The sequence below is a fragment of the Cobetia sp. UCD-24C genome, from assembly GCF_001306765.1.
GTDB classification, from domain to species: Bacteria; Pseudomonadota; Gammaproteobacteria; order Pseudomonadales; family Halomonadaceae; genus Cobetia; species Cobetia amphilecti.
The window spans coordinates 44750-61862 of record NZ_LJTD01000012.1 but is presented as its reverse complement, the minus strand read 5'-3'; the positions used below and the strand labels follow the sequence as shown (position 1 = coordinate 61862).

Genomic DNA, 17113 nt, shown 5'->3' with positions numbered 1-17113 from the left:
GTTAGCGGTTGGAAATGCCCCACATGCTGAACAGGTACTTCCTGATCGCGAACAGGAACAGCAGCGCCGGGACGACCAGAATCAGACCACCGGCATATTTGATCTCGGCAGGTGACTCGGAAAGGCTCTGCACCAGGAAAGCGGTCAGGGTGCGGTTCTCGACGGTGAGAATCGCCGAGGCGAACACCTCGTTCCACGAGATCACGAAGGCGAACACGGCCGAGGCGGTGATGCCCGGGGCGGCCAGCGGCAGCACCACGCGGCGGAAGGCCTGCCAGCGGTTGCAGCCCATCAGCCAGGCGGCTTCCTCGAGTTCCACCGGAATGCCCATGAACAGGCTGGAGGTGATCAGCACCGCAAACGGCAGTGCCAGGGTGGCGTGCACCATCGCCAGACCCAGGATGGAGTCATCGATGCCGACCTGGATGAAAATGACGGCCAGCGGCAGCGCCAGCAGCGGCATCGGGAAGGCCCGCGACAGGATGATGATCATGCGGTAGGCATTCATGCCCGGGAACACGAAGCGGGCCAGTGCATAGCCTGCCGGTGCGCCGAGCACGATGGCGATCACCATGGTGAAGACGGCGGCCAGCAGCGAGTTGCCCAGCGCACTGATCACGCCCTGGTAGTGCCAGAAGAAGTCGAGGGTCTCGAAGCTCAGCGCCGGGGTCAGGGTCTTGGGCCAGCCGGTGATCTGTTCCGGCGTGCTGACGCTGTTGAGCATCAGCAGGGCGATGGGCACCAGCACCCACAGCACCAGGATCGAGACACCGGCCCGGAACAGCCATTTCCAGGCCATGTCATTGCGCCGTGGCTTGTGGGCGGTCTGCGCTACCTGGCGTGAGGAATCGGCTGAGGAGGCGCTTGCGCGTGACGAAAGCGATGACGGCATGACGGCCTCGGAAGAAGAGGATTTCATCAGCGGGCCTCCTTCGGCACATTGAGGAACTTGATGTAGAAGCCGGTGATGACCACCGAGATCAGCATGATCAACACCGCGTAGGCTGCAGCGGCACCTGTCTGCTGGTAGAGGAACTGCCAGTCGAAGGTCTCGCTCATCAGTACCGGCATGTCACTGCCGCCCAGCATCATCACTACCGCGAAGACCTCGAGTGCCAGCAGGGTGCGCAGAATCAGCGCCGACTGGATGCTGGGGCGCAGCATCGGCAGGGTGATCTTGCACAGGCGCTGCCAATAGCTGGCGCCGAACACCTGACCGGCCTCGTCATATTCCTTGGGGATCAGCCCCATGCCCGATACCAGGATCACCAGCACGATGGCGGTACCGCGCCAGATCTCGGCGACCACCACGGCCAGGAACAGCGCGAAGGCATTCTGATAGTTGAGCCAGGACGCCGGCGCATCGATCACGCTGACCGCGCTCAAAAAGCTGTTGAGGAAGCCGAACTGCTCGAGGATCGCCAGCCAGATGATGCCGGCGGCCAGATCGGAGATGCCCAGCGGGATGGTCCAGATGTAGAGGATGCTGTCGCGGCCCTTGTTCATCTTGGTGACCATCAGCGCCATGCCGATGGCCAGCACCAGCTGCAGCGGCACCACGACCCCGGTCAGCAGCAGAGTGTTCTTGAGTGACGGCCAGAAATTGAAGTCCTGATAGATGCGCGTGAAGTTGGCCAGGCCCACGTTGCCGTCACTGCTGGTGAAGGCCTCGGCGAAGATCTGGATGAACGGATAGAGAAAGAAGGCACCCATGAACAGCAGGCTGGGGGCGATCAGGTAATAAGGTAGCCAGCGATCGTGCTTCATCTTTGCTCACCTTTGGCGTTGTTGTGATGGCTTGTCGGAATGGTTTGGTGGCACCGGGTCGGCATGACAGGGGTTGGCGTTCCGTCATGGCGACCCGTCGGGGGGTGCCGTTGCTGCTGCTGTGCTGCGAGTGATGCGTGTGATGCGTGTGTGGCGAGTGATGCGTTCTTGAGTGCTGCGTTCTGGCGCCAGCGGCTTACTTGACCGGGCAGGGGCCGTCGCTGGGCGTATCCGGGAGCCAGCAGCCTGCGCCTGATGTGTTGATCAGCGTCTGCAGGCGCGGAGCGAGGATATCCAGCGTCTCCTCGATGTCGGCGTCGCGCAGTACGATCTGCACGAAGGCATCGCGGTAGATCTTGTTGAACAGGCCCGACTGCTGGCCAAGGCCGCTGGGCAGCAGCGAGAGCACGGCGTCATCGGCGGAGGACTGGGCCGCGACCGCCTTGCCGGACATGCGAATGCTGGCGGGCAGGTCATCGGGCAGTTCAGCCTCCACCACCGGGAAGAAGTTGGTGGCCCGCAGGGTGCGAATCTGGGCTTCCGGCGTCATCAGATAGCGGATCAGCTTGCGCGAGGCATCGGGATTCGTGGCATTGGCGGGTACCGCCAGGCCGGCGACCACCGGCATGTAGCCGCGTCCGCTGGGGCCGGCAGGGGCCGGGAAGGCCACGTACTGATCCGGCTGCTTGTTGAAGGCATCCTTGAGGCGCGCGGTGTGATCGAAGGCGACCCACACCTCGCCATTGAGCAGCGGTTCCTGCATGAAGCCGTAGGCGGTGGAGCGCGGATTGGTCACCGCCCAGATCTCGCGGAACTTCTGCCACATGGCCACGGCGTCATCGCTGCGGAACTCACGCACCACCGAGTGGGTGAAGGACGGGTAGAGATAGCCTTCCAGGAAGCGGTGGATCAGCCCCTTGCGACCGGCCGGGAAGCCCAGTTTGGGGCTGCCGGTGGCCTCCTGCATGTTGCGGCCCCAGGCCAGCAGCTCGTCATAGCTCAGCGCGTTCAGGTCAGCGCCTTCGGGCAGGTAGGGCAGCGCCTTGCGATTGGCGGCCATGATGTAGGTCGCCTGCATCCACGGGATGTAGCGCTGCTGGTCGCCGCCCAGCTTGCCCAGCGTCATGTACTGCTGGCTGATGCCCGCGTCCGCAAGCGAGCCTTGCAGGTCATCCAGCGGCGCTAGAATGCTGGGCGTCAGCGACCCCAGTTCGCCGTGCAGCCCGCCGAGCAGATCCAGCGCGCCATCAGGGCTGGTCTTCTCCGCCTCGAGACGCGACAGGAAGGTGCCCGTCTCCTGCGGCATGTAATTGATGGCCTCGGCGTAGGGTGCCAGCGCGATCTCGCGCATCTGCTGGGCCTCTTCCAGCGGTCTGGCCTGGGTGCTGAAGAAGGTGATGTCAGCGAGGGCGGACGTACTGCCCAGCAGCGCCAGCAAAGCGAGGGCGGTTGGCATCTTGCGCATGGAGGTCTCCCCGGTCGGGTGTTGTTTTTCTGGCGTCACGCTGACCACGTTCTGGCGATGGCATTTTCAGATCAGGCGTCTTGCGGTCAGGCGTCTGGCGTCGTGAGGTCAGTCGATGGTCCTGTGTGCTCAAGCATGTGTGCTCAGGCAGTGGTATCGCGCAGCAGCAGGTCGTAATCGAAGCAGCGATGGCGTGGCGCGCCATCCTGCGGTGCCAGCACCAGTTCGATCAGCGCCTGACTGACGGTCTCGAACGAGATGTCCAGGGTGCTGAGGCTGGGCTGGCGGTACATCTGCGGCGGCAGGTTATCGGCGCCGATGATGGCGATGTCCTCGCCGGGTGTATGGCCGCAGGCGCTGACCGCTTCCATCACGCCGTAGGCGAAGATGTCGCTGGCACATACGAAGGCGGTGGGGGCGTTGGCCCCGGACAGCGCTTCATGGGCGACCTGATAGGCGCTGGCATAGCCGTGTGGGCAATGGCGTGAGCTGGGCGCGAGGCCGGCGTCGTGCATCGCCTGCAGATAGCCGGTCTCACGTTCGACGGCGGTGTAGAGGTCGCTGAAGAAATTGAGGAACAGGATATTGCGATGGCCCAGGCCAATCAGGTGGCGGGTGGCGCGCATGAAGCCGTCGGCGGCATTGATATCGACCCAGTCGTGCTCGCTGGCGCGGCCGGTACGACCGTGAGTGACGAAGGGGATGCCGCTGTCGAGCAGGAAGTCGACGCGCGGGTCCTGAATGCGGGTACGAGCCACCACGAAGGAATCGACCTTGCCGCCATCGATGAAGCGCTTGTAGGTGTCCAGCTCGTCGCGGTCCTCGGGAACCGTGGTGACGATGAGGTCATGTTCCGGTGCGGCGTCGTGCAGCGCCTGGCCCAGCGCGACCAGCAGGCGGGTGTTGAACTGATCACGAAAGTCGCCCTGGGCGCCGTTCATGATGTAGCCCACCGAGGAGGTGCGGCCTGTCTTCAGGCGGCGTGCACTCTGATTGGGCTTGTAGCCCACTTCACTGGCGTAGGCCTGCACCCGCTCACGGGTCGTGGCGCTGACATCCTCGAATCCGCCCAATGCCCGCGAGACCGTCGTGACCGACAGGCCCAGCTGGCTGGCGAGATGCTTGAGTGTGATGTTCGGCGGCATGGCACTTTTCCTTTGCGGTAACTGTGAGCGGAAACCGTTACCCGAAACGTTTCGGAAGCGATCTTTTCACTGTTTTGATTAGCTTGGCAAGAATGACGAGACCAAAGAATATATCCGTAATAATCCCGACATATAGCGCTGAAAATCGCCGCTCAGGCTGGCGATTGAGCCGGCGACGATACCACGCTATTTGCACGTAGCGATCTGGCGCGCGTCAGCGCAGGAGGAGGGCAGCAAGCCATGTACGTTGTGGGTAGCGGAGCCGCTCTCATGTCGTGAGGCGACGCTCGGCGGGGGCTCCTGGCGGGCATGACTGCCAGAGCCATAAACGCCGGCACCCCGCACAGGGCGGGGTGTCGGCGTCTGTAGAGCGTTATTCGAGTCAGACTTCAAAGCTAAGTCGTCAAGAGCCTCAGTTGCCCTGTGGCGCGAGTGCCGCTGCCTGCTCCTGCTCCTTCTCCTTGCGTGAAGGGCGGATCAGACGGCCCTGCAGGTCCTCAAGCGAGACACCCTTGGTCTCGGGCATGAAGAACAGCACGAACACCAGTTGCAGCAGCATCATGACGGCGAAGAAGGCAAACACCGGCCCGCCACTGAAGTGGCTGAGGATGGTCGGCATCAGCAGCGCGATCAGCGCCGCGAAGATCCAGTGCACGGAGCTGCCGAAGGACTGGCCCATGGCACGTACCTTGTTGGGGAATATCTCGGAGATGAACACCCAGATCACCGTGCCCTGACTCATGGCATGCGCCGCGATGAACACGCCCAGCAGCACCGGCACGCCATAGCCGCCCATGGCGGAGAAGTCCTCGAGATGGAAGGCCCAGGCGATCAGGCACAGCGACACCAGATAGCCGGCAGAGCCGATCTTGATCAGGGTGCGGCGCCCCAGCTTGTCGATCAGCGACATGCCCAGCAGGGTGAAGACGAGGTTGATCACCCCGATGCCCGCCGTCGAGAGCAGGGCAGCACTCGCTTCCAGCTGCGCCTCGGCCAGAATGCGCGGCGCGTAATAGATGATGAAGTTGATGCCGGACAGCTGATTGAAGGCCGCGATCAGGAAGGCGAACAGCACCGGCAGACGATAGCGCCAGGCGAACAGACGGGTGTGCTGTTTGGCACTTGCCTCGCTTTCGGTGCCGCGGATGATGGCGATTTCCTCGGCGATGTCGGCCTTGGGGTTGATCAGCGCGATGATCTCGGCGGCGGCCGCCTCATCGTTGCGCTTGAGGATCAACCAGCGCGGGCTGCGCGGCACCTTGCAGATCATCAACAGATAGAGCGCGGCCGGCACGGCTTCCACGCCCAGCATCCAGCGCCAGTTCTCACCGTCGATGAAGCCGATGAAGTAGTTGGAGACGAAGGCGATCAGGATCCCGAAGACGATATTGAACTGATAGAGCCCGACCAGCGCCCCACGCCGCTTGCGCGGTGCGATTTCCGAGATGTAGATAGGCGCCGCGACGGATGAGGCCCCCACGCCCAGCCCGCCCAGCAGACGGAAGAACGAGAATACATAAGGGTCAGTGGCCAGCGCCGACCCCAGCGCCGAGACCAGATAGAGGATACCGATGCCGATCAGCGTGGCGCGGCGCCCGAAGCGATCGGTCGGCCAGTTGCCGAAGATGGCGCCGATCACCGTGCCCCACAGGGCCATCGACATGATGATGAGGCCGTGGTTGAGATCGCTCAGACCCCACTGGCTCTGCAGTGAGGTATCCGCCCCCGAGATGACGGCGGTATCGAAACCGAACAGGAAGCCGGCGAGGGCAACCGTGATCGACCATTGAAGTATTCGTGACATGGTGTAACTCGTCCAATGAGGGCTAGGGTAAGTGACAGCAACTTGTGAAGCTTAATCGTTCAAGATTGTATGGCTGAATCGTGTCACCGCGCAATGTCAGCATAGCGTGTGCGATTCTTTCTATCAGCTATACCTTATGGTGAAAGGCATTTCGTTGAGGGATGTCGCTAATTGCCTATTCGGAAATTCAATAGCTAGAACAATAGGTTATTGAAAACGCCTTATTGTTATTCTATATGGTTTTAACGTTATTCTATTTTGCGTTATTGCCGCTGCAGGCGTAGGCTTGAGACATCAATCCTTGAGCGAAGCAGGAGGTCGAAAGATGGCAACCTCAACACAGCGCCCCCAGGTCGAGAGCTTCTTCGACGAAGACAGCAACACCTTCACGTACCTGGTGCGCGACCCGCAGTCCCGCCAGTGCGCGATCATCGATCCCGTGCTCGACTTCGATTATCCCGCAGGCCACACCAGCACCCGCTCTGCGGATGCCTTGCTTGCGCATATCGAAGCCGAGTCCCTCGAGGTGGCGTGGATTCTCGAGACCCACGTGCACGCCGACCATCTGTCGGCGGCCGCCTATCTGAAAGGCAAGCTGGATTGCCAGCTGGCGATCGGGGCGCGCATACGCGAAGTGCAGGACATCTTTGCCGATATCTTCGCCGCCGAGGCGGGCTTCGCGCGTGATGGCCGCCAGTTCGATCGCCTGCTGGAAGAGGGCGACAGCCTGGCGATCGGGGGGCTTGAATGCCGCGTATTGCATACGCCGGGCCATACGCCGGCCTGCGTGAGCTACGTGATCGGCGACGCCGTCTTCGTCGGCGATACCCTGTTCATGCCCGATTACGGCACCGCGCGCTGCGATTTCCCCGGCGGCGATGCGCGTACGCTGTATCGCTCGATTCACAAGGTGCTTTCGCTTCCGGACAGCACACGCATCTTCCTGTGCCATGATTATTCGGCCGAAGGGCGTGAAGGCTTCTGCTGCCAGACGTCGGTGGGTGAGCAGCGTGAGCACAATATCCATGTGCATGACGGCATCGATGAGCAGGCCTTCGTCGACATGCGCACCAAGCGTGATGCCGGGCTTGGCATGCCGCGTCTGATGCTGCCGGCGGTGCAGGTGAACATGCGTGCCGGCCAGATGCCGCCGGCGGAAGACAACGGTCGCGCCTATCTCAAGATTCCGCTCAACCTGCCGTTTGATCAGCTGTGATGGCTGCCATGCAGGCAGGGAGTGTGTCCAAGCGCTTTGCCTATGTAGCTTGCTTACGTAATTTTGTGACTCAAATGGACGATTTTCCGCGATGGGAGCCTTATCGATGAGCCAGAGCACGCCACAGACCCCGCCAGTTTCGGATTCTGCAACGACGCCTTGTGACAATCAGGGGGCTGATTCGGCCTCGGAAGCGACCCGCGCCGCCAATCACCGCCTGGCACCCAACGCCCACAAGGTGGTGATCATCGGTGGCGGGGCCGGCGGTATCGCGGTGGCGGCCAGTCTGCTCAAGCGCCAGCCGGGCATGGATATCGCCATCGTCGAACCCGCCGAGCAGCACAGCTATCAGCCGGGCTGGACGATGGTCGGTGGCGGCATCTTCACGCCGGAATTCACGCGCAAGCCGATGCACTCGGTGATGCCCAAGGGCGTGCACTGGTATCGCGATACAGCCACCGGCATCGATGCCGAGGCGCACGAAGTCACGCTCGGCAATGGCCATCGCCTGCGCTACGAGCGTCTGGTGATCGCCATCGGGCTGGAGCTGGACTGGGGCGCCATCGACGGGCTTGAGGAGACGCTGGGAATGAATGGCGTCACCTCCAACTATCGCTATGATCTCGCGCCCTATACCTGGCAGCTGGTGCAGACCCTCAAGGGCGGCAAGGCGCTCTTCACCCAGCCGCCGATGCCCATCAAGTGCGCCGGTGCGCCGCAGAAGGCGATGTATCTGGCCTGCGATCACTGGCAGCGCGAGAACGTGCTGTCGCAGCTCGAGGTCAGCTTCCACAACGCCGGCGGCGTGATGTTCGGCGTGCCGGCCTACGTGCCAGCGCTGGAAGAGGCGGTCGCGGGCTATGGCATCGACGTCAGGTTCCATCAGCGGCTGGTCGCGGTGGATGGCGAGACGCAGACGGCACGCTTCGAGGTGCCGGCCGCCGAGGAGGGCGGCGAGCCGCAGATCGTCGAGCAGTCCTTCGACATGCTGCATGTGGTGCCGCCGCAGAAGGCGCCGGCGTTGATCGCACAATCCGGGCTGGCCAACGCCGCTGGCTGGCTGGATCTCGAACCCGAGACCCTGCAGCACATGAGCCATCCCGACATCTTCGGGCTGGGCGATGTCAGCGGTACCTCGAATGCCAAGACCGCCGCGGCGGTGCGCAAGCAGTCCCCCGTAGTGGTCGAGAACCTGCTGGCCACGCTGACCGGTGGCGCGCTTACCGCAGGCTATCGGGGCTATGGCTCCTGCCCGCTGACGGTGGAGAACGGCCGTATCGTGCTGGCGGAATTCGGCTACGGCGGTGAACTGCAGCCGACCTTCCCCAAGTGGGTCAATGACGGCACGCGTCCGACTCGCCTGGCCTGGCAGCTCAAGGCACGGGGTCTGCCGTTCATCTACTGGAACCTGCTGCTCAAGGGCCACGAATGGCTGGCGCGTCCGGCGTCACGCGATGTCTGAGCCGGTTCGAGAGGCAAAGGGGACGTCGCTTGCCCGCTGGCTTCCGCTGGCGGGTTGGCTTGCCCACTATGACCGCCACAGTCTCGGGCGTGATCTGCTGGCGGCGGTGATCGTCAGCGTCATGCTGGTGCCTCAGGCGTTGGCCTATGCGCTGCTGGCCGGGCTGCCGGCGCAGGTCGGCCTCTACGCCAGCATGTTGCCGCTGGTGCTGTATGCGCTGTTCGGTACCAGCAGCACCCTGGCGGTGGGGCCGGTGGCGATCATCTCGTTGATGACGGCCTCGGCGATCGCGGGCATGAGCGGCGCCGATGGCGCGGCGCTCTCCACGCCCGAGATGCTGGCCGCCGCACTGCTGCTGGCCTTTCTCTCCGGCGCGATGCTGATCGCCATGGGGCTGTTGCGCCTGGGAGTGCTGGTGAATTTCATCAGCCACCCGGTGATCTCGGGCTTCATGACCGCCTCGGGCATCCTGATCATCGCCAGTCAGCTCGGGCCGATCACTGGCCTGAGCCTGAGCGGCGGCAATCTGATCGCGATGGGCGAGTCGCTGTCGGCAGGCGCGCAAGAGTTGCACTGGCCGACACTCGCCATCGGGCTGGGCTGCCTGGCGTGGCTGATTCTGGCACGCCGTCATCTCAAGCATGGCCTGATGGCCTTGCGGATGAGCGAGAGCGCGGCGGGCATGCTGTGCAAGACCACGCCGATCATCGCGGTCATCGTCTCCAGCCTGCTGGCCTGGGGGCTGAGTGATCCTCTCGTTCAGGGCGAACAGCTTGAGCAGGGCAAGAGCGGCATGGCGCTGGTCGGTGCCGTGCCCGGCGGGCTGCCCGACCTCAGCCTGCCGAGCCTTGTCAGCCATGACTGGTCGGGTCTGCTGATCTCGGCACTCTTGATCAGCGTGGTCGGCTTCGTCGAATCGCTGGCGCTGGCCCAGACCCTCGCCGCGCGGCGCCGTCAGCGCATCGACCCCGACAAGGAGCTGATCGCGCTGGGCGTCTCCAACATGGGCGCAGGCGTCAGCGGTGGCATGCCGATCTCGGGCGGGCTGTCGCGCTCGGTGGTCAACTTCGATGCCGGCGCCGCCACGCCCTTGGCGGGGGCCTTCACCGCCATTGGCATTCTGCTCGCCAGCCTGTGGCTGACCGACTGGCTGGCGTGGCTGCCGCGCGCGACGCTGGCGGCGATCATCATCGTCGCCACCACCAGCCTGATCGACATCGCGGCGATCAAGCGCACCTTCCGCTACTCGAAGGGTGACGGTGCGGCGCTGATGATCACGCTGATCATCACTCTCGCGCATGGGGTGGAGAGCGGCATCATCGTCGGCATCGCCGTGTCGCTCGGGCTCTATCTCAAGCGCACCAGCCAGCCGCACAGTGCGTTGGTCGGGCGGGTGCCGGGCAGCGAGCACTTTCGCAATGTCGAGCGTCATGAGGTGGAGACCGACCCCGAACTGGCGATTCTGCGCATCGACGAGAGTCTGTATTTCGCCAATGCACGCTATCTGGAAGACACGGTGCTGGCGCTGATGGCCGAACGCCCCTCGCTCAAGCATCTGGTGCTGGCCTGTCAGGCGGTCAACCTGATCGACGCCTCGGCGCTGGAAAGTCTGGAAGTCATCAATGAGCGCCTGAGCGCCGCTGGCGTGAAGCTGCATCTGAGTGAAGTGAAGGGCCCGGTGATGGACCGCCTCAAGTGTTCGGAGCTGCCGGCCAATCTCGGTGGCGACATCTATCTCAGCACCTTCGATGCCTGGCAGGCGCTGAGCATTCACGGCAGCCATTGCGGCCAGTCCTGCGCCCGGGACGGCATCAGCCAGACGGCGGCGGTCGGCTGATAGGAGAAATAGCTGGTTTCAAGAAAGAGTCGTGAACCAAAACGCCCCGCCTCGGTGATTGCCGAGGCGGGGCGTTTTCTTATCTGGTCACACAAGATGCTCAGTCAATACTATCAGTCAATACGTTCAGTCAATACGTTCAGTCAATACGTTCAATCAAGTACTGGGCCGATGATGTGCTTGACCTCCAGATAGCCCGCCAGGCCCCACGGCCCCAGCTCACGGCCGATGCCGCTGCGCTTGAAGCCACCCCAGCTGGCCTGCACCAGCGGCAGCTGCTCGCTGTTGTACCACACCACCCCGGCGCGCAGGCGACGACCGAGCTGCTGGGCACGTTTGGCATCACCGCTGACCACCGTGGCCACCAGCCCGAAATCACAGTCATTGGCGAGGCGAATCGCCTCGGCCTCATCGGCGACGCGGCGCGTGCACAGCACCGGCCCGAAGATCTCCTCGCGCCACAGACGGCTTGTCACCGGCACATCGGTGTATAGGGTCGGCGCCACGAAATAGCCCTTGCCTGGCAGGCTGCGATGGGTGCCATCGCGCAGCGCCGTCAGGCCTTCCTCGCGCGCCACGTTCAGATAGCTCAGCACGGTGTCGCGCTGGCGGGCACTGGTCATCGGGCCCATCTGGGTCGCGGCGTCCAGCGGGTCACCCAGCACCAGCGCATCGATGCGGCTGGCCAGAGCGGCGTGCAGCTCATCGGCGATGGCCTCGTGCACCAGCAGGCGCGAGGTGGCAGAGCAGATCTGACCGGCATTGAAGTAGATGCCCGCCATCACCCAGTCGGCGGCTTCCTCGATGTCGGCATCGTCGAGCACGATGATCGGCGACTTGCCGCCAAGCTCCAGGGAGACGCCGCGCGTGCCGCAGGCCGCGGCCTGCATGACCTTCTCGCCGACCACATTGCTGCCGGTGAAGGAGATCTTGTCGATGCGCGGATGACGGGTCAGCGGTGCGCCGATGCCCTCGCCATCGCCGTGCAGCAGGTTGAACACGCCCGCCGGAAGACCGGCTTCCAGCGCGATCTCGGCCATCACCTGCTCCGGCAGCGGCGTCACTTCAGACGGCTTGATCACCAGGGTGCAGCCGGCGGCGAGCGCCGGCGCGACCTTCCAGGCGCTGGTGACCAGCGGGAAGTTCCACGGCGTGATCAATCCCACCACGCCTGCCGGCTCGTGATAGGTGTGCGCGGCATAGCCTTCGACATCATGCGCGACCTCCGCACCCTGACGCGCATCCAGCGCGCGTGCCTGGGCGGCGTAATAGCGGTAGCAGCCGATGGCGTCATCGAGATCGATCTCGGCCTCGGCGCGAATCTTGCCGTTGTTGCGACACGACATCTCCACCAGCGCTTCCCGGCGTGAGGTCAGCCCCTCGGCGAAGGCCTCCAGATAGACCGCCCGCTCGGCGCCACTCAGTGCCTGCCAGCCCTCGAAGGCCTCGGCGGCGGCCGCGACGGCGGCCTGTACATCACGCGCATCACCCGCCGTCACCTCGGCGATGATGGTCTCCTCGAAGGGGTTGGTGACCGCCAGACGACGCTCGCCGTGAGACTTGACCCACTCGTTGTTGATGAACTGATGATCGAGCTTGTGCATGGACATTCCTGACATGTGAGTTTCTGGCATGAGAGTTCCATGCCGCCTGCCACCACAGGGTCACAGGCGGGCATTGTTCAGTGTTGTGGCGCTAAGCGGCGAGCCAGACTCACTGTGCGATTGAGCGCTGCCACGCCGCCGCATCAATTTCCACCAGCAGCGGGGCGCTTGCGTCGCGCTCGCTGATCGCTGTCGCCAACTCACGGGGGGAGTCGATCGCGACGGCGGCGCAGCCGAAGCCCTGGGCGAGCAGCTGGAAGTCGGGGGCCTTGATGTCGACGCCCAGGCGCGTGACGCCGGCGTTGTCCATGAAGCGGCGAATCTCTTCATAGCCCTGGTTGTGCCACAGCACGATCACCACCGGCAGCTGTTCTTCCACCGCGCAGGCGAGTTCGGACAGCGTGAACATGATGCCGCCATCGCCGACCAGCGCGATCACCGGCAGGTCCGGGCGGCCCAGGGTCGCGCCCATCGCGGCGGGCAGGCCGTAGCCGAGCGTGCCGTAGCCGGTGGAGGCATTGAAGTAGCGGCGCGGTGCCGGCTGGCTGAGCAGATGATTGGCGGCGTAGACGGTCGCGCAGGAATCGCCGACCCAGATCGCCTCCGGCAGCGCTTGCTGCAGGGTGTCGAACAGCGGCACGTAGGGCGCGAAGGCCGGGTCAGTCGGCAGCGCGAGGGCCTCGAGCGCGGTGGCGGTGATCTGCTCGCCGCGTGTCTTGCCCGCCTCTGCGTCAGCCGTCTTGTCATAGGTTTCGCCCAGGCTATCAGCAACGCTCGCGGCGAGAGTCTCCAGCGCCAGGCCGGCGTCGGCGACGATGGCGAGTGTCGCCTGCTGGTTGCGCGCCAGCTGTTCGGGGTCGATATCGATTCGGATCAGCTGACCGCCGATCACGAAGCCATCATCGAACACCACGTCGTAGTCGGTCTCGCCAAGTTCGGTGCCGATCGCCAGCACCACATCGGCGTCGCGCGCCAGTTCACGTACCGCAGGCAGTGCGGCATTGGCGCCGAGATCCAGCGGGTGGGCGCTGCCCAGCAGACCCTTGGCATTGATGGTGGTAACGGTGGGGGCATCGAGCGCCTCCACCAGCTGGCGGGCCGCGTCGGGTGCAGCGACACAGCCCCCGCCCAGCAGCACCAGCGGACGCTCGGCGCCCTGCAGCAGGCTCACGGCCTCAGCGAGCAGGGCCGGGTCCGGCGCGAGGCGGCCGATGCGCGGGCGCGTGAAGTCATGCGTGGTGCGACCGGCGGGCGGTGGGATCTCGGCATTGAACAGGTCAATGGGAATCTCGATATGCACCGGGCCTGGGCGGGCACCCTCGAACAGCGCGAAGGCGCGGGCCAGCACTTCCGGCAGCGCGGACGGGTCGAGCAGGGTGTGGCTGAAGCGCGCCACGCCCGATACCAGTTGCTGCTGGCTGGGCAGCTCGTGCAGACGCCCCTGGCCACGGCCGAGGGTGTCGGTGCGATTGACGCTGGAGATCACCAGCATCGGGATGGAGTCGGCCAGCGCCTGGCCCATCGCGGTGGTGATGTTGGTCATCCCCGGGCCGGTGATGATGAAGCACACCCCGGGCTTGCCGGTGCTGCGGGCATAGCCATCGGCCATGAAGCCGGCGCCTTGTTCATGGCGCGGGGTGACGTGGCGAATGCTGCGCGCGGCGGGATCGGCATCCGGCTCCAGGCCACGGTAGAGCTCGACGGTATGCACGCCGGGAATACCGAAGACGGTGTCGACGCCGTAGGTGTCACGCAGCAGTCGGATCAGGAGTTCAGCACAGGTCATGGCAGGTTATTCCAATGACGGGAGCACCGTGGTGCTCCCGTATGAGATGAGAAACAAGTTGAGTGCACGCTTGGCTCAGAACACGAACAGATGCGCGATACCGGCGATGATCGGCAGGGTGATCAGCGTGCGCAGCACGAAGATGGCCACCAGCTCCCAGATCTTGAGCGGAATCTTCGACTTGAGCAGCAGGGCACCGATCTCGGACATGTAGATCAACTGGGTCAGCGACAGGCAGGCGATCACGAAGCGGGTCAGTTCGCTGTCGATGTCCTTGGCCAGCACCGCCGGCAGGAACATGTCGGCAAAGCCGACCAGCGTCGCCGGGGCTGCCTCTGCCGCGTGAGGAATCTGCAGCAGTTCCAGCAGCGGGATCATCGGGTAGGAGAGCCAGGTGAACACCGGCGTGAACTCGGCCAGCATTAGCGCCACGGTGCCGATGGCGATCACCACTGGCAGCAGGCCGAGGAAGATGTCCGCCACGTTGAAGCCGGCCGATTTCACCAGCTTGAGCGGGCCCGGCGCATGCTCGGCGCGCGCGACGGCCATGCCGAGTGAGTAGCGCAGCACGCCACAGTCGCTCTGGTTCTCTTCACTGATCTGGCAGCCGACCGGCTCGTGATAATCATCACGCTTGCGTGACAGCGGCGGCAGACGCGGCACGATGACGGCGGCGATCAGGCCCGCGATGACGACGGTCAGGTAGAAGGGCACGAACAGGTGGTTGATGTTCATGAAACTGGTGACCAGCAACGCGAAGGCGATCGAGACCACCGAGAAGTTGGTGGCGATCACCGCCGCTTCGCGCTTGCTGTAGAAGCCTTGCTCGTACTGCTGGGTGGTGATCAGCACGCCGACGGTGCCGGAGCCCATCCACGAGGCGGTGGCATCGATGGCGCTGCGCCCGGGCAGATTGAAGATCGCGCGGAACGGACGACGCACCAGGCTGCCGATGAATTCCATGAAGCCGAAGTCAACCAGCAGCGGCAGCAGAATGGCCGCGAAGAAGAAGAAGGTCAGCAGTACCGGCGCGAGATCATTGAGCATCACGCCGCCGGTGAAGGCCGCGGTGACTTGGGTTGGCCCCCACTGGAAGTAGGTCATCAGCGCGAAGATGGCGCCGAGGGCGCGCATGGCGAACCATACCGGCGAGACATCGAACAGCTCGTGCGCCGCGCCCTGACGTGCCCAGGCGGGCTTTGCGAGCTTGACGAAGCCGGTGAGGATCACCGACAGACACAGCACCGCGACGGCGATGGCGGGCAAGGCGCTGCCGAGCGTGGCCTTGAGCCAATCGGCCATCAGGCCCATGCCGATGTTGATGGTGTCGCCGACACTGAACGGCACCAGAAAGAAGCTGACGCCGAGCAGTGACGGCACCAGGAATTTCATCAGCCCCTTGGCCGTCAGCGGCACGGGGCGGGTGGCGATGAGGTCTTTCTGCGCCTTCTGTGGCTTGGCGGTCTCAGGCTGTTCAGCACCTGAGCTAGAACTTGATACGGAACTTGAGACAGAGTCGGAAATAGCGCGGGGCGGCGTATGGTCCGCCGCGGAGTCGATGCTGGTTGTCATTCGGGTCACCTAGATCTTGTTGTAATGGTCAGGCTCTAGCCGAGCATTGTGTGATGCATCATGCCGTATCGTCTCGAGTGATTCTGTGTGCGCCGAGGGCGGGACGGGCCCCCGGCGCGGGTACAGCAGGACAGCGGGTCATTCGTGGATCGTTCGTGGATCAGTCGCGCTGTTGCACGCCCGGCAGTACGCAGAGCATTTCGTAGAGCAGGGTCGCGCCCATCAATGCGGTGTTGCCGCTGGTGTCGTAGGGCGGGGAGACTTCCATCAGGTCACCGCCGACGATGTTGAGGCCACGCGCGCCACGCACGATTTCCATGCCCTGCGGCATGGTCAGGCCGCCGGCTTCCACGGTGCCGGTGCCGGGGGCGACGGAGGGGTCCAGCCCATCGATGTCGAAGGTGATGTACACCGGGCGGTCGCCCATCATGTCGCGCACTTCGGCCATCAGCGGGGCGAGTGACTTGAACCAGCACATCTCGGCGGTCTCGACACGGAAGCCCTGCTGGCGGCACCAGTCGAAGTCATCGGCGGAGTAGCCGGTGCCACGCAGGCCGATCTGCACCACGCGATTGCTGTCGAGCAGGCCTTCTTCCTGGGCGCGGCGAATCGGCGTGCCGTGGGCGATGGGCTCACCGAACATGTGGTCGTTGACGTCGGCGTGGGCATCGATGTGGATCAGGCCGACCGGACCGTGCTTCTTGGCGATGGCGCGCAGCACCGGCAGGGTGACGGTGTGGTCGCCGCCCAGTGTCAGCGGTACGCAGTCGTGGCGCAGCACCTCATCGTAGAACTGCTCGATGATGTCCATGCTCTTGGGCAGGTGGAAGGTGTTGATCGGCACATCGCCGATGTCCGCCACCTGCAGGCTATCGAAGGGCGCGGCGCGGGTGGCCATGTTGTAGGGGCGCAGCATGCGCGATTCATCGCGGATCTGACGCGGACCGAGACGTGCGCCCGGACGGTTGGAGGTACCGATGTCCAGCGGAATGCCGATAAAGGCGGCGTCCAGGCCTTCCGCGGTTTCCTGAGCCGGCAGACGCATCATGGTGGCCGGGCCGCCGAAACGTGGCATGTCGTTGCCGCCCAGCGGCTGATTGAACTCGCTCATCTGTCTCTCCAGGGTCTTGAGTCGCTCGCGCTGACGTGACGGCGAGCGGGGTATTGTGATGGTTCGCCTGATCGCTCGGCCGGACGGTGTCATGAAAGCCGGCGATCTTCCTTGGCGCATACCCCAGCATTGCAGTAATCGTGCCAATTTTTAGTTGATTGATTTTATTGGGTTTTATTTGAGGGCAATGGCTGAGTGATTCATTTCTGGATCACTCGTGCGCCATTAATGATTCAAAAATGGATCACTGATTCATTTGTGGATCACATTCGGGCATCATCGAGAGTGTCTTCAAGCGCCGTGCGAGAAAGACCAGCTAGAAAGACCTGCTGGGAAGAACTGAT

At 63.8% G+C, this 17113-nt stretch carries 12 protein-coding genes; 3 read left to right on the top strand and 9 right to left on the bottom strand.

The features are described from left to right. Nucleotide 1 precedes the first annotated feature (1 nt). The 5 genes from AOG28_RS15035 to AOG28_RS15015 all read right to left on the bottom strand — a co-directional run bounded on the left by AOG28_RS15035 (nucleotide 2) and on the right by AOG28_RS15015 (nucleotide 6181). Nucleotides 2-919 (bottom strand): carbohydrate ABC transporter permease, encoded by a 918-nt coding sequence (locus AOG28_RS15035; protein ID WP_200906809.1) that lies wholly within the window; start codon nucleotides 917-919, stop codon nucleotides 2-4. Beyond that, a complete protein-coding gene (locus AOG28_RS15030; RefSeq protein ID WP_054556978.1) occupies nucleotides 919-1767 on the bottom strand; it encodes a carbohydrate ABC transporter permease in 849 nt (282 codons plus the stop codon). Before AOG28_RS15030 ends, AOG28_RS15035 begins: the two co-directional genes overlap by 1 nt. A 196-nt stretch (nucleotides 1768-1963) precedes the next feature. Then, nucleotides 1964-3232, bottom strand: coding sequence for an ABC transporter substrate-binding protein (locus AOG28_RS15025; protein WP_054556977.1), 1269 nt, complete (start codon nucleotides 3230-3232; stop codon nucleotides 1964-1966). A gap of 143 nt (nucleotides 3233-3375) precedes the next feature. Next, the gene (locus AOG28_RS15020) at nucleotides 3376-4377 is read right to left on the bottom strand and encodes a substrate-binding domain-containing protein (protein ID WP_054556976.1); all 1002 of its coding nucleotides are present in this window, start codon (nucleotides 4375-4377) and stop codon (nucleotides 3376-3378) included. A gap of 412 nt (nucleotides 4378-4789) precedes the next feature. After that, nucleotides 4790-6181: a sugar porter family MFS transporter gene (locus AOG28_RS15015; protein WP_054556975.1), complete on the bottom strand. Its 1392-nt coding sequence runs from the start codon at nucleotides 6179-6181 to the stop codon at nucleotides 4790-4792. A 325-nt stretch (nucleotides 6182-6506) separates the two neighbouring features. Here AOG28_RS15015 and AOG28_RS15010 point away from each other — a divergent pair, with 325 nt between their 5' ends. From AOG28_RS15010 to AOG28_RS15000, 3 genes are all read left to right on the top strand, one after another. Beyond that, nucleotides 6507-7397: an MBL fold metallo-hydrolase gene (locus tag AOG28_RS15010; protein WP_054556974.1), complete on the top strand. Its 891-nt coding sequence runs from the start codon at nucleotides 6507-6509 to the stop codon at nucleotides 7395-7397. A 106-nt stretch (nucleotides 7398-7503) separates the two neighbouring features. After that, nucleotides 7504-8859: an NAD(P)/FAD-dependent oxidoreductase gene (locus AOG28_RS15005; protein WP_200906808.1), complete on the top strand. Its 1356-nt coding sequence runs from the start codon at nucleotides 7504-7506 to the stop codon at nucleotides 8857-8859. Beyond that, nucleotides 8852-10696: a SulP family inorganic anion transporter gene (locus AOG28_RS15000; protein ID WP_054556973.1), complete on the top strand. Its 1845-nt coding sequence runs from the start codon at nucleotides 8852-8854 to the stop codon at nucleotides 10694-10696. Before AOG28_RS15005 ends, AOG28_RS15000 begins: the two co-directional genes overlap by 8 nt. 152 nt (nucleotides 10697-10848) lie before the next feature. On the opposite strand, the gene AOG28_RS14995 is transcribed toward AOG28_RS15000, so the two are convergent. The 4 genes from AOG28_RS14995 to speB all read right to left on the bottom strand — a co-directional run bounded on the left by AOG28_RS14995 (nucleotide 10849) and on the right by speB (nucleotide 16769). Further along, complete coding sequence (locus tag AOG28_RS14995) at nucleotides 10849-12300, bottom strand: aldehyde dehydrogenase family protein (RefSeq protein WP_054556972.1); 1452 nt, start codon at nucleotides 12298-12300, stop codon at nucleotides 10849-10851. A 109-nt stretch (nucleotides 12301-12409) separates the two neighbouring features. Continuing rightward, nucleotides 12410-14086, bottom strand: coding sequence for a 5-guanidino-2-oxopentanoate decarboxylase (locus tag AOG28_RS14990; protein WP_054556971.1), 1677 nt, complete (start codon nucleotides 14084-14086; stop codon nucleotides 12410-12412). Between the two features lie 75 nt (nucleotides 14087-14161). After that, entirely contained in the window at nucleotides 14162-15478 is a 1317-nt protein-coding gene (locus AOG28_RS14985) for a YjiH family protein (RefSeq protein WP_131433041.1), read from the bottom strand. Nucleotides 15479-15818: 340 nt separating this feature from the next. Then, nucleotides 15819-16769, bottom strand: a complete 951-nt coding sequence (gene speB, locus AOG28_RS14980) for an agmatinase (RefSeq protein WP_054556970.1) — start codon at nucleotides 16767-16769, stop codon at nucleotides 15819-15821. Nucleotides 16770-17113 lie beyond the last annotated feature (344 nt).

What these genes read in the sequence shown, in the direction of transcription:
- AOG28_RS15035 (WP_200906809.1), bottom strand. Translation starts at nt 919, where the DNA reads ATGAAATCCTCTTCTTCCGAGGCCGTCATGCCGTCATCGCTTTCGTCA.
- AOG28_RS15030 (WP_054556978.1), bottom strand. Translation starts at nt 1,767, where the DNA reads ATGAAGCACGATCGCTGGCTACCTTATTACCTGATCGCCCCCAGCCTG.
- AOG28_RS15025 (WP_054556977.1), bottom strand. Translation starts at nt 3,232, where the DNA reads ATGCGCAAGATGCCAACCGCCCTCGCTTTGCTGGCGCTGCTGGGCAGT.
- AOG28_RS15020 (WP_054556976.1), bottom strand. Translation starts at nt 4,377, where the DNA reads ATGCCGCCGAACATCACACTCAAGCATCTCGCCAGCCAGCTGGGCCTG.
- AOG28_RS15015 (WP_054556975.1), bottom strand. Translation starts at nt 6,181, where the DNA reads ATGTCACGAATACTTCAATGGTCGATCACGGTTGCCCTCGCCGGCTTC.
- AOG28_RS15010 (WP_054556974.1), top strand. Translation starts at nt 6,507, where the DNA reads ATGGCAACCTCAACACAGCGCCCCCAGGTCGAGAGCTTCTTCGACGAA.
- AOG28_RS15005 (WP_200906808.1), top strand. Translation starts at nt 7,504, where the DNA reads ATGAGCCAGAGCACGCCACAGACCCCGCCAGTTTCGGATTCTGCAACG.
- AOG28_RS15000 (WP_054556973.1), top strand. Translation starts at nt 8,852, where the DNA reads ATGTCTGAGCCGGTTCGAGAGGCAAAGGGGACGTCGCTTGCCCGCTGG.
- AOG28_RS14995 (WP_054556972.1), bottom strand. Translation starts at nt 12,300, where the DNA reads ATGCACAAGCTCGATCATCAGTTCATCAACAACGAGTGGGTCAAGTCT.
- AOG28_RS14990 (WP_054556971.1), bottom strand. Translation starts at nt 14,086, where the DNA reads ATGACCTGTGCTGAACTCCTGATCCGACTGCTGCGTGACACCTACGGC.
- AOG28_RS14985 (WP_131433041.1), bottom strand. Translation starts at nt 15,478, where the DNA reads ATGAAATTCCTGGTGCCGTCACTGCTCGGCGTCAGCTTCTTTCTGGTG.
- speB (WP_054556970.1), bottom strand. Translation starts at nt 16,769, where the DNA reads ATGAGCGAGTTCAATCAGCCGCTGGGCGGCAACGACATGCCACGTTTC.